This is a genomic window from Roseateles sp. FW305-36 (assembly GCF_058787015.1).
In genome coordinates, this window is record NZ_JBYSZK010000008.1 from 61,159 (window position 1) to 73,316 (window position 12,158).

Below are 12,158 nucleotides of genomic sequence, written 5' to 3' on the forward strand. Positions count from 1 at the left end.
CAGGAGACCGCCATGAGCTTCAACCGCCGCAGCAAGAACATCACCGAGGGCGTGGCCCGCGCCCCCAATCGCTCCATGTACTACGGCATGGGCTATCAGGAGACCGACTTCGGCAAGCCCATGATCGGCATCGCCAACGGCCACTCCACCATCACGCCCTGCAACTCCGGCCTGCAAAAGCTCGCCGACGCGGCCGTCATCGGCCTGAAGGCGGCCGGCGCGAATGCCCAGCTGTTCGGCACGCCCACCATCTCCGACGGCATGGCCATGGGCACCGAGGGCATGAAGTACTCGCTGGTGTCGCGCGAGGTCATCGCCGACTGCGTGGAGACCTGCGTGGGCGGCCAGTGGCTGGACGGCGTCATGGTCATCGGCGGCTGCGACAAGAACATGCCCGGCGGCATGATGGGCATGCTGCGCTCCAACGTGCCGGCCATCTACATCTATGGCGGCACCATCAAGCCCGGTCACTACAAGGGCCAGGACCTCAACATCGTCAGCGTCTTCGAGGCCGTCGGCCAGTTCAGCGCCGGCAAGATGAGCGAGGAAGACTTCTGCCAGATCGAGAAGCGCGCCATCCCCGGCAGCGGTTCCTGCGGCGGCATGTACACGGCCAACACCATGAGCTCGGCCTTCGAGGCCCTGGGCATGAGCCTGCCCTATTCGTCCAGCATGTCCAATGTCGAGGACGAGGTGGTCGAGAACGTCAAGCTGGCGTCGAAGTACCTGGTCGAGGCCGTCAAGGCCGACCTGAAGCCGCGCGACATCGTCACCAAGAAGGCCATCGAGAACGCCGTCGCCGTCATCATGGCCACGGGCGGCTCCACCAATGCGGTGCTGCATTTCCTGGCCATCGCCCACGCGGCCGAGGTGGACTGGACCATCGACGACTTCGAGCGCATGCGCAAGAAGATCCCGGTGCTGTGCAACTTGAAGCCCAGCGGCAAATACCTGGCCGTGGACCTGCACAAGGCCGGCGGCGTGCCCGCCGTCATGAAGGAGCTGCTGACGGCCGGCCTGCTGCACGGCGACTGCATCACCATCACCGGCAAGACGGTGGCCGAGAACCTGGCCGACGTGCCGGCCCTGAGCGCCGAGCAGGACGTCATCCAGCCCGTTGCCAAGCCCATCTACGACGAAGGCCACCTGGCCATCCTGAAGGGCAACCTCAGCCCCGAAGGCTGCGTCGCCAAGATCACCGGCCTGAAGAACCCCGTCATCACCGGCCCGGCCCGCGTCTTCGACGACGAGCAGTCGGCCCTGGCCGCCATCATGGCCAACAAGATCGTGGCCGGCGACGTCATGGTGCTGCGCTATCTCGGCCCCAAGGGCGGCCCCGGCATGCCCGAGATGCTGGCCCCCACCGGCGCCCTGATCGGCCAGGGCCTGGGCGAAAGCGTCGGCCTCATCACCGACGGCCGCTTCTCCGGTGGCACCTGGGGCATGGTCGTCGGCCATGTGGCACCCGAGGCCTATGAAGGCGGTGTCATCGCCCTGGTGCAGGAGGGCGACTCCATCACCATCGATGCCCACCAGCTGGTGCTGCAGCTCAACGTCAGCGATGCGGAAATCGCCAAGCGCCGCGCCGCCTGGGTCAAGCCGGCGCCGCGCTACACGCGGGGCGTGCTGGCCAAGTTCGCGAAGAATGCATCCAGCGCAAGCACAGGCGCGGTATTGGATTGATTTCGGGCCGAGCGCCGGGCCTGCCATGGGTCAGAGGCCCATGGCCTTTCGTAGGCACAAGCAGTCCACAGGGACTGCTTGTGTCCGACTCCAGTTCACCTAGCCGGCCGCTCTGGCGATGTGCTTGCGACTCGACGCCGCAAGCATCGCCGTCCCCTCGGGGGCTGAGGCCGGACACGGCAAGTCCTGTGGACTTGTTGTGCCTGCCGAAGAGCAGCCGCTCCGTCGGCTGCGCGGTCTGCAAGACCGGCTGGGCGCGCCTGCGTTCAGCAGGGCGAGACCGGGCGAGGGGCGCACATCAACGCTTCTTTTTCGTCCCCGGCTTCGCCTGCCCCAGCCCTTCCATCAGCTGCTGGCGACGGGCTTCCCTCTTTTCATCCAGGGCATCCATGGCCTTGCGCTGGGTCAAACCGCTGGAGTCTGCCCACGACCACCATATCGCGGCCAGCACAAAGGGCGACAGCACGATGACCCAGGCCCAGAACTCGTCCTTGCTGAACTGAACCCAGCCGCCCAACTTCAGCACCAACAGCAATACACCCAACAACACGAACGCCATTCGGCCTCTCCTTCAGGTATCTTTGCAACCACTGTAGTCCAACGCCCCGAAAGGTTCGCATGAAGCAAGCTCTGATTCTCAGCCTCGCCCTCGTCATCGCCCCCGCCGCCTTCGCCAACCAGGAACTGGCGCAGAAGAAGAACTGCATGGCCTGCCATGCCCTGGACAAGAAGCTCGTCGGCCCGGCCTACAAGGACGTGGCCGCCAAGTATGCGAAGGACAAGGACGCCTACAAGAAGCTGGCCGACAAGATCGTCAAGGGTGGTTCCGGCGTCTGGGGTCCCGTGCCCATGCCGGCCAATACCCAGGTGAGCCCGGCCGAGGCCGAGACGCTGGCCAAGTGGGTGCTGACGGTCAAGTGAGACCCTCGCTCTCCTGAAAACAGGCCCTGCGGGGCCTGTTTGCTTTTCAAGCCGACGAATCCCTAGAACGTCCGTTCGGCGCATGGGCCGGCTTCACGGCCCGGTCATGGCCGCTGCCAAGAATCTGACGCGCGCAGGCTGTCTGCGCGCTCTGCCGGCGCTGCCCATGACCCACGACCGCATCCCGAAACTCTCCGCCATCGCGGCAACCGTCGCTGCCGTGTTCGCCGCGGGCGCCGCTCAGGCCGCCTCGGCCACGCTGGAAGGCTGGGCCCTGATGCCGGCCAACACCTTTGCCGAAGGCCCGACGACCGGCCAGTTCGCCAGCGGCGCCGGCGGCAACCCCCTGCCCCTGCTGGACAAGCAGTCGGTGCAGGGCTTCTCCGCCGTGCTGGCCGGCCCGACGGCGGGGAGCTATCTCTTCATGCCCGACAACGGCTTCGGCACCAAGGAGAACTCGGCCGACGCCCTGCTGCGCATGTATGCCGTCACGCCGGACTTCAAGACCGCCCTGGGGGGCAGCGGCACGGTCTCGGCCGCCAACTTCAAGACCGGCGCCGCCATGCCCGGCTTCACGGCCGGCAGCTATCTGGGCTTGTCCGACCCCAACAACCTGCTGTCCATCAAGATCCAGGCCGACTACAGCCGCTACTACAACAGCGCCGCAAACCCGCTGGTCGATTCCAGCATCCGCAGCAACCGGCTGCTGACCGGCGCCGACCTCGACATCGAGTCGGTGCGCAAGGACAAGAACGGCAATCTGTGGTTCGGCGACGAGTTCGGCCCCTATCTCGTCAAGACCAACGCCCAGGGCCAGGTGATGCGCCGCGAGATCGGCATGCTGGGCGTGCTGTCGCCGCAGAACGAGGCTGTCATCAACGGCAGCGCCAGCGCGACACTGGGCAGTTCGCGCGGCTTCGAAGGCATGGCCATCAACCAGAACGGCGACCGCCTGTACACGCTGCTGGAAGGCACTGTCAACGGCGATCCGGCCGGCACCCTGCGCATCAATGCCTTCAACGTGGACACCGAGGCCTACACGGGCCAGCAGTGGCACTACAAGCTCGACGCCGCCGGCACCAACATCGGCGACATGACGGCCATCAACGACCACGAGTTCCTCGTCATCGAACGCAATGGCGCCACGGCCACCGGCGGCGGCACGCCGTTCAAGAAGATCTTCAAGATCGACCTGAACCAGCTGGATGCCAGCGGCAACGTCAGCAAGACCGAGGTGGTCGACCTGATGAACATCGCCGACCCGCATGACCTGAATGGCGACGGCAGCGCCAAATTCACCTTCCCCTTCGTGACCATCGAGAGCGTGCTGGTGCTGGACTCGCACACGCTGCTGGTGGCCAACGACAACAACTATCCCGGTACCGGCGGCCGCAACCTCGGCTCGGACAACACCGAGTTCCTGAAGATCCATCTGGACCAGGCGCTGAACGTGTCAGCCGTGCCGGAGCCCGGCAGTTACGCGCTGCTGCTGGGCGGACTGGGGCTGATCGGTTTCAAGCTGCGTCGTCGCCAGTAAGACAAAAGGCCGCCCGAAGGCGGCCTTTCTCTGCGAGGCAGGACGTCAGTAAGCCTGACCCAACTGTTCGAGGATTGCGGGATTCTGGTGCTCGCTCACATCGCAAGCGATATGAGCGAGCCCCGAACCCCGCCCCTCGGCTGCGCCGACCGCGCACGGCGCGGCCCGCAACAGCCAGTCCAGGCTAGTAAGCCTGGCCCAACTGTTCCAGGATGGCTGGGTTCTCCAACGTACTCGTGTCCTGAGTGACGCTCTCTCCCTTGGCCACCGACCTCAGCAGCCGCCGCATGATCTTGCCCGAGCGGGTCTTGGGCAGGTTGTCGCCGAAGCGGATGTCCTTGGGCTTGGCGATGGGGCCGATCTCCTTGGCCACATGGTCGCGCAGCTGCTTGGCGATGGCCTTGGCCTCGTCGCCCGTGGGGCGGGGGCGCTTCAGCACGACGAAGGCACAGATGGCCTCGCCGGTGGTGTCGTCGGGGCGGCCCACCACGGCGGCCTCGGCCACCAGCTCGGTGCAGCTGACCAGGGCCGATTCGATTTCCATCGTGCCCATGCGGTGGCCGGACACGTTCAGCACGTCGTCGATGCGGCCCGTGATGGTGAAGTAGCCCGTCTCGGCGTCACGGATGGCGCCGTCGCCGGCCAGGTAATAGCCCTTGAGCTCGGACGGGTAGTAGCTCTTCTTGAAGCGCTCGGGGTCGCCGTAGATCGTGCGGATCATCGACGGCCAGGGCTTCTTGACGACCAGGATGCCGCCCTGGCCGTTGGGCACGTCGTTGCCGGTCTCGTCGACGATGGCCGCCGTGATGCCCGGGAAGGGCAGCGTGCAGGAGCCAGGCACCAGCGTCGTCACGCCGGGCAGCGGCGTGATCATGTGACCGCCGGTCTCGGTCTGCCAGAAGGTGTCGACGATGGGGCAGCGGCTGCCGCCCACGTGCTGGTGGTACCACTCCCAGGCGGCCGGGTTGATGGGTTCACCCACCGAGCCCAGCAGGCGCAGGCTGGAGAGGTCGTACTTCTTCGGGTGCACGGCCTCGTTGCTCTCGGCTGCCTTGATCAGCGAACGGATGGCAGTGGGCGCCGTGTAGAAGATGGTGACCTTGTGCTTCTGGATCATCTGCCAGAAGCGGCCGGCGTCCGGGTAGGTGGGCACGCCCTCGAAGACGATCTCGGTACCGCCCAGGGCCAGGGGGCCATAGGTGATGTAGGTATGACCGGTGACCCAGCCGATGTCGGCCGTGCACCAGAAGACGTCGTTGTCCTTCAGGTCGAAGGTCCACTTGGTGGTCAGCGCTGCATGCAGCAGATAGCCGCCGGTGCTGTGCTGCACGCCCTTGGGCTTGCCGGTGGACCCGGAGGTGTAGAGCAGGAACAGCGGGTGCTCGGCTTCGACCCATTCCGGCGGGCAGGTGGCGGACTGCGCCGCCATCAGCTCGTGCAGCCAGAGGTCGCGGCCTTCGACCCAGGCGATCTTGCCGCCGGTGCGCTTGTAGACGATGACGTCCTTCAGCGTCGGGCAGGAACCGCCGTCCAGGGCCTCGTCGACGATGGCCTTCAGCGGCAGGGCCTTGCCGCCGCGTGCCTGCTCATCGGCACAGAGGATGGCCACGGCCCCGGCGTCCTGCACGCGGTCGCGCAGCGACTGGGCCGAGAAGCCGCCGAACACCACCGAATGCGTCGCGCCGATGCGGGCGCAGGCCTGCATGGCCACCACGCCTTCGATGGACATCGGCATGTAGATGACGACGCGGTCGCCCTTCTTGATGCCGCGGGCCTTCAGCGCATTGGCCAGCTGGCCGACCTTGTCCAGCAGCTGGGCATAGGTGACGTGGGTGACGGTGCCGTCGTCGGCTTCGAAGATCAGGGCCGTCTTGCCCCCCTTGCCGGCCTCGACATGGCGGTCCAGGCAGTTGTAGGAGACATTGAGCTTGCCGTCCTCGAACCACTTGAAGAACGGCGCATCGCTGTCGTTCAGCGTCTTGGTGAAGGGCGTCTGCCAGCTCAGCAGCTCACGGGCCAGGCGGGCCCAGTAGCCGGCGTAGTCCTTTTCGGCCTCCGCCACCAGCGCCGCGTAGCCGGCCTCGCCCTTGACGTGGGCATTGGCGACCCACTCGGGGCTGGGCGGATAGGTGTTCAGCGTGCTCATGACCTGTGTCTCCTGATGTTGCTCGGCGCGGACTGTGCTTGGGGCATCTGACGATGCCCTGACGGCGTGTCCGTCCGATCATCGGAGTCTAGAGGGGCGGCGCAGCCCCGGCCCGCAGGTCGCCGGCGCCTGCGCATGCTCGGTTCGCCAGAAACGATGCCTGCGCGCCGGGGGCTTTCAGTCGACGGGCCGCAGCAGCATGCGTGGGCCGCCGACAAAGGGCTTGAAGCCCATGGCCTCGTAGAGTTCGGCCGGCACATAGGCCACCTGCCCCTGGATGACGAGGCTGGCGCGGCGCAGCTGCTCGATGTCGACGCTGGGGTCGCCGTCCACCAGCACCAGGTCGGCCGACTGGCCGCGCGCGATGCGGCCGCGTTGCTCGGAGGCCTTCGCGACACGAGCGCCGTTCCAGGTGGCGATGCGCAGCACCTCGGGCGCCGGGATGCCGGCCTTCACATAGAGGGCCAGCTCGCGGTGCAGGCCCAGGCCGGCCGTCGTGTCGGTGCCGGCCACCAGGGTGGCGCCGCCGCGGTGCATGTCGCGGGTCAGGGCCAGCATCTTGGCGTAGGAGGCGCGGTAGCTGGCCAGCTTGTCACCGCCCAAGTCCATCGGCGCCGAGCGCATCTGGCGCTGCCACAGCACCGGCAGATGCCCAGCGACGCTGCCCAGCGTCGGGTCGAGCTCGCCCTGGGCCTGGGTGAACATGGCCTCGAAGGCGGCGAGGGTCGGATCGACGACGGTGTGGCGTTCGCGCAGCAGCGCGATGAAGCGTTTCACGGCCGGGCTGGCCAAGTCCACGGCCCGGGCGTCGCTGCCGACACGCTGGAAACGCAGCAGGGTGCGGCTGTCGTCGCCGGGCTGGGTGACGAAGTTCAGCATGACCTGGTTGATGTGGGTCAGCTCGTCATAGCCGCTCCGCACCGCCTGCTCGGCCAGCATGAAGGCCGGCACATGCCCGTTCACGTGCAGGCCCAGGCGGTGCGCCTTGTCGGTCAGCGGCCTGACCCATTCGGGCTTGACGGAGTTGTAGAGCTTGACGCCGACATAGCCGTGGCAGGCATACCAACTGACCGCGTCCAGCGCCTCCTCCAGCGTGTCGGCGACGATGCCGTTGCGCGACGAATACGGGCTCTTGCCCTCGATGAAGCCGGCGGCATGGACGCGCGGGCCGATGACCTCGCCGCGCTCGATGCGAGTGCGCAGGCGCTGCAGTTCGACGTTGTCGTTGCCGGGGTCACGGACGCTGGTCACGCCCGCCGCCAGATGGGCCAGGCCGTCCTCGCTCCACAGATGGGCATGCATGTCCCACAGCCCGGGCAGCAGGGTCTGGCCGCGGCCATCGATGGCGCGCTCGGGCAGCACGCGCAGGGCGCCGGGTTCGGTGATGGCGTCGATGCGCCCCTGCGAGATCCACACGTCGCTGGGCCCGCGCATGCGCGCCGCCGGGGCGTCGAACCAGCGCACATTGCGGATCAGCGTCACACCGTCCAGCGGCCGGGCCAGGCGCTGGCGCAGCTGCATCAGGCGCTCGTCGGCGGCCTGCTGCTGACGCGCCAACAGCGCCGGCGCGATGGCCTCGCTGCCCTTGAGCAGGACGGCCCAGGATGGCCAGGTGATGGCGACCAGCGCATGCGTCGCGTCGTCGCGCACCCAGTAATACCAGGGCTGGGCGTCGGCGCCGGTCACGGCCACCAGGGCGAGCGGACCGGTCGCGGCATCGGGTGTGAGGCGGGTCAGGATCTCGGCGCGGATGCGCAGCCCCCCGAGCGTCGCCGCGCTGCCGTCGGCCCGGGCCAGCAGCATGCTCACCAAGGCGCCGTAATAGCCCGGGGAGGCCTCGAGCGGGATGAAGACGAAGTCCTCCGCCGCCGGCGCTTCGCCGCTGTCGGCCCGCGAGTGCCACCGTGCCCGCGCGTCGGCCACGTCGAAGTCCTCGGCGATCTCGGCGCCCATGGTGCTGCGCCCGCGACCGCGGTAGTCGCGCGGCGCACCGTTGGCGGCGAGGCGAAAGCTCTCCTTCAGGTCCGGCCCGCGACCGTTGTCGCGGTAGCTGTAGTCCGTCTCGATGCTGCCATCGGCGGTCGTCTGGACACTCAGATGGCCGGCCACATGGTCCTGGGCCAGCACGGTGTAGTCGGCAGCCCGGGCCAGGGCGGGCACCAAGGCTGCGCACAGCAGCAGGGTCGGCAGGCAAGGCAGGCGCATGGTGGGCTCCGATCCGTGGGCCACCTGCCCACGCCAGAACGGACGCAATGCAACCGCCTATCCGGACATCTATTGCCCCAGCAGCACGCCCAGCAGCAGCCTCGCCTTGTCCCAGTCCCTTCGCACGGTGCGATCGGTGATCTGCAGGGCCTCGGCGATCTCGGTCTCGCTGTAGCCGCCGAAATAGCGCATCTCGACGACCTTGGCCAGGCGCGGCTCGGCGGCGGCCAGGGCGTCCAGGGCCTCGTGCACCTGCAGCACCTCTTCCTCTTCGGCCGGCGTGCTGTCGGCGATATGGGTGTCCAGCGTCAGCCGGGCCAGGTCGCCGCCGCGGCGCTGGGCCTGGCGCTCGCGCACCGCGTCGATGATGACCGAGCGCATCACCTGGGAGGCATAGGCGAAGAAGGCGCGCCGGCTGTCGGGCCGCAGCCGGCCGCTGCCCAGCAGGCGCAGATAGCTCTCGTGTACCAGGGCCGTGGTGTCCAGCACCGTGTTGCGGCCGCCGTCACGCAACCGTGAACGCGCCAGCTTGCGCAGCTCGTCGTAGGCGGCGGCGAAGAGACGATCCTGGGCGCCGGGGGCGCCGGAATTGACCTGCTCGATCAGGCCATCGATGGTGTCGGTGCTCACGGGCTCGCATGCTGCCAGCAGTCCGGCCGGCGCAAATCATTCAGACTGGGGATGTCCGGTCTGGCGACAGCTTCGCGTCTGACCTAGCGTGTCGACCCGATGACGAGAATCCTTCCATGCTGTCTGCGGACCACCTGATCCGCCTGAGCCGCCTGCTCGACGAAGCCTTGGCCCTGGCGCCCGCGCAACGCGAGGCCTGGCTGGCCGGCCTGCCGCCCGAGAACGCCCACCTGGCCGACCCGCTGCGCGAGATGCTGGCCCGCGAAGCCGGCCTGACCCACGACGGCCGCCTGCGCACCCTGCCCCGCATCGGTGCGTGGGAAGGCGACGACAGCGCCGCCATCCAGGCCGGCGACCGCATCGGCCCCTACCGCCTCCTCGAGGAGATCGGCCGCGGCGGCATGGGCAGCGTCTGGCGGGCCGAGCGCGCCGACGGCAGCTACCAGCGCGAGGTGGCCCTGAAGCTGCCGCGCCTGACCTGGGGCGAGGGCCTGGCCCGGCTGATGGCCCAGGAGCGCGACATCGGCGCGATGCTGGAGCACCCCAACATCGCCCGGCTCTACGACGCCGGCATCGATGCGCGCGGCTGGCCTTATCTGGCGCTGGAGCTGGTTGCCGGACAGCCCGTCGACATCTGGTGCCGGGAGCGCAACGCCAGCGTGGCGGAGCGGCTCGAGCTGCTGCTGCAGATCATGCGCGCCGTCGGCTATGCCCACGGCCGCCTCATCGTGCACCGCGACATCAAGCCCTCCAATGTGCTGGTGACGCCCGACGGCCAGGCCCATCTGCTGGACTTTGGCATCGCCAGGCTGCTGAGCGACGCCTCCGCCGGCGTGACCGAGGACGGCGCCCGCCGCCTGACGCCCCACTACGCCTCGCCCGAGCAGCTGCGCGGCGAGCCGGTGACCGTGGCCACCGACGTCTACAGCCTGGGCGTGCTGGCCTTCGAGCTGCTGGCCGGCCAGACGCCCTACCGCCTGGCCCGTCCCAGTCGCGCCGCCTGGGAGGAGGCCGTGCTGGCCGACGAGCCCGAGCGGGCCAGCAGCCGCTGTGAGGACCGCGCGACGGCCCGGGCCCTGCGTGGCGACCTCGACGCCATCCTCGCCAAGGCCCTGAGGCGCGACCCCGCCCAGCGCTATGCCAGCGTCGACGCCTTCGCCCAGGACCTGGAGCGCCATCTGCGCGGCGAGCCCGTGCTGGCCAAGCCGGCCAGCGCCTGGTATCGCCTGGGGCGCACCGTACGCCGCCACCGGCTGGCCTTTGCAAGTTCGGCCGCCATCGCCGCCGCGCTCACCGTCGGTGGCGGCCTGGCCCTGCGCCAGAACCAGCGCGCTGAGTTGGCCGCACAGCGCCAGCAGATGGCCACCAGCTTCGCGGCGGCCCTGCTGCGCGCCGACCAGGCGGCCTTCTTCGCCCGCACCGACGCACGCCGCCCGACGCCCGAGCTGACCCTGGCCGACAGCGCGGCGCTGATCCAGCAGCGCTTTTCCGGCGAGCCGGAGCTGCAGGCCGACCTGCTGGGCGCCGTGGCGCGCCTCTTCCTGGAGATGGACAAGCCCGAACTGGCTGCCGAGCATGCCCAGCGCCAGCACGAGATCCTGCAGCGCGCCGGCGCCGGTCGCGAAGCCCTGGCCGAGGCCCGGCTGCTGGCCGCCGAGGCCTGGCTGGCGGCTTACCGCTGGACCGAGGCCGACGCAGCCGCGCAGGAAGTGCTGAAGCTGGCCGCCAGGGACAGCCCGTTGCGCGCCGAGGCGCTGGCCCTGATCGCCCAAGCCGCCTGGGCCGTTGGCCATGCCGACGCGGCGCAGGCCTCGCTCCGCCAAGCGCAGGTCCTGTTGCCGGCCCAGCCCGCCAGCTCGATCGCGGCGGCCCGCATCGAGGCCTTGCGGGCCGAGATGTCGGAGCGCGCGGACCACTATGCCGAGGCCGACACCCATCTCGGTCGCGGCATCACGATGGCGCTCGCGGCCCAGGGCGAAACATCACCACTCGTGCATCGGTTGCGCGAGCTCGCCGCCCAGAGCCTGATCGACCACGGCCAGGCCAACGCCGCTGCGCCGCTGATCGAAGCCGTCGTGCGCAACCTGAATGCCCGTGGCGGCCCAGCCGTCATCGAGGCTCGCATCATCCAGGCCGAATATGCGCTGTCACGCTATCAACGGGGCCTGGCCAGCCACACCGAAGCCCAGCAGGCCGCAGGCTCGGCTGCTGCCTTGATCGATGCCCAGCCCGAAAGACCGCAACTGCAGGAATATCGTCTCAACCAGATGCGCAGCCGACTCGCCCTGGCCCACGGCGACATCCAGGCGGCTTGGGACTTCCTGCACGACAGCTTCCCGTCGCCCTGGCGCGGGCCGCGATCACCGCAAAGGTATTGGCAACGCCTGCAGTGGACGGCAGCCGACGTCTACGCGTCGGCCATAGGCTCGTCCGTCAGCCATGGGCACGAGATCGGGGACTACTGGTCCAAGCTCGTCCGGGATGGACAGATGCGTCCGCCCGACCAGGCCGGCGATCTGGCCCGCAAAGGACTGGCGAGGGCCCAGGCCGGCCACGCCGAGGAGGGTCTGCAGCAGTTGGACGGTGCCGCATTGACGCCGAATGCGCGCGCCATGCTGGCCTGGGTCAAGGCTCAGCTCCTGCTCGACCTCGACCGACCTGCCGACGCGGCGTCTACCGTGCGGGGGCTCAATCCCGGGACGACACCCGACCTTCCACCAGAGCGCTTCACCAGCGAGGCCGTCGCCGCCCAGCTCGATTGCACCCAAGGCTACCCCACCGCCGGTCGTGACAAGCTCATCGCCCAGGCCGAGGCCCTGCTACGCGACCGCAACCCTGCGGCTCCGCGCCCCGCCTGGCTGCGCGCCCACGCCGGCCTTTGCGCCCTTGCCGCGGGTGACCGCCCCGGCGCTCTCGCTCTGGCGGCCCAGTCCCGCCAGGCCTTCAAGACCCAGCCCGAGGTCGCGCCCTACTTCAAACGGCCGCTGCTGGAGCTGGAAGCCGCGCTGCGTCACTGACACAGGCCCTCCCTAAAAT

The 12,158-nt window shown here is 68.8% G+C and carries 7 protein-coding genes and 2 pseudogenes; 5 read left to right on the forward strand and 4 right to left on the reverse strand.

Features of this window, described 5'->3' with window-relative positions:
- Positions 1-12: 12 nt before the first annotated feature.
- The gene (gene ilvD / locus AC3WOE_RS15985) at positions 13-1,683 is read left to right on the forward strand and encodes a dihydroxy-acid dehydratase (protein ID WP_492691758.1); all 1,671 of its coding nucleotides are present in this window, start codon (positions 13-15) and stop codon (positions 1,681-1,683) included.
- Between the two features lie 298 nt (positions 1,684-1,981).
- Here ilvD and AC3WOE_RS15990 read toward each other — a convergent pair whose 3' ends face one another.
- Positions 1,982-2,242, reverse strand: a complete 261-nt coding sequence (locus tag AC3WOE_RS15990; RefSeq protein ID WP_492691759.1) for a TIGR04438 family Trp-rich protein — start codon at positions 2,240-2,242, stop codon at positions 1,982-1,984.
- Positions 2,243-2,301: 59 nt separating this feature from the next.
- Between AC3WOE_RS15990 and AC3WOE_RS15995 the strand changes: the two genes are divergently transcribed.
- The 3 genes and pseudogenes from AC3WOE_RS15995 to AC3WOE_RS16005 all read left to right on the forward strand — a co-directional run.
- Positions 2,302-2,604: a c-type cytochrome gene (locus AC3WOE_RS15995; protein ID WP_492691760.1), complete on the forward strand. Its 303-nt coding sequence runs from the start codon at positions 2,302-2,304 to the stop codon at positions 2,602-2,604.
- A 277-nt stretch (positions 2,605-2,881) separates the two neighbouring features.
- A pseudogene (locus AC3WOE_RS16000) lies at positions 2,882-3,967 on the forward strand (esterase-like activity of phytase family protein); the annotation flags it as partial.
- An 81-nt stretch (positions 3,968-4,048) separates the two neighbouring features.
- A pseudogene (locus AC3WOE_RS16005) lies at positions 4,049-4,141 on the forward strand (PEP-CTERM sorting domain-containing protein); the annotation flags it as partial.
- A gap of 184 nt (positions 4,142-4,325) precedes the next feature.
- On the opposite strand, the gene acs reads toward AC3WOE_RS16005, so the two are convergent.
- The 3 genes from acs to AC3WOE_RS16020 form a co-directional block, all read right to left on the reverse strand.
- Entirely contained in the window at positions 4,326-6,287 is a 1,962-nt protein-coding gene (gene acs, locus AC3WOE_RS16010; RefSeq protein WP_492691761.1) for an acetate--CoA ligase, read from the reverse strand.
- A 177-nt stretch (positions 6,288-6,464) separates the two neighbouring features.
- A complete protein-coding gene (locus AC3WOE_RS16015; RefSeq protein WP_492691762.1) occupies positions 6,465-8,492 on the reverse strand; it encodes an amidohydrolase family protein in 2,028 nt (675 codons plus the stop codon).
- Between the two features lie 69 nt (positions 8,493-8,561).
- Positions 8,562-9,122, reverse strand: coding sequence for an ECF-type sigma factor (locus tag AC3WOE_RS16020; RefSeq protein WP_492691763.1), 561 nt, complete (start codon positions 9,120-9,122; stop codon positions 8,562-8,564).
- A gap of 116 nt (positions 9,123-9,238) precedes the next feature.
- Here AC3WOE_RS16020 and AC3WOE_RS16025 point away from each other — a divergent pair, with 116 nt between their 5' ends.
- Complete coding sequence (locus AC3WOE_RS16025; protein ID WP_492691765.1) at positions 9,239-12,139, forward strand: protein kinase domain-containing protein; 2,901 nt, start codon at positions 9,239-9,241, stop codon at positions 12,137-12,139.
- Positions 12,140-12,158: the final 19 nt, after the last annotated feature.

Coding starts and splice junctions, on each gene's coding strand:
- AC3WOE_RS16015 (WP_492691762.1), bottom strand. CDS start 8,492: ATGCGCCTGCCTTGCCTGCCGACCCTGCTGCTGTGCGCAGCCTTGGTG.
- AC3WOE_RS15995 (WP_492691760.1), top strand. CDS start 2,302: ATGAAGCAAGCTCTGATTCTCAGCCTCGCCCTCGTCATCGCCCCCGCC.
- acs (WP_492691761.1), bottom strand. CDS start 6,287: ATGAGCACGCTGAACACCTATCCGCCCAGCCCCGAGTGGGTCGCCAAT.
- AC3WOE_RS15990 (WP_492691759.1), bottom strand. CDS start 2,242: ATGGCGTTCGTGTTGTTGGGTGTATTGCTGTTGGTGCTGAAGTTGGGC.
- AC3WOE_RS16025 (WP_492691765.1), top strand. CDS start 9,239: ATGCTGTCTGCGGACCACCTGATCCGCCTGAGCCGCCTGCTCGACGAA.
- ilvD (WP_492691758.1), top strand. CDS start 13: ATGAGCTTCAACCGCCGCAGCAAGAACATCACCGAGGGCGTGGCCCGC.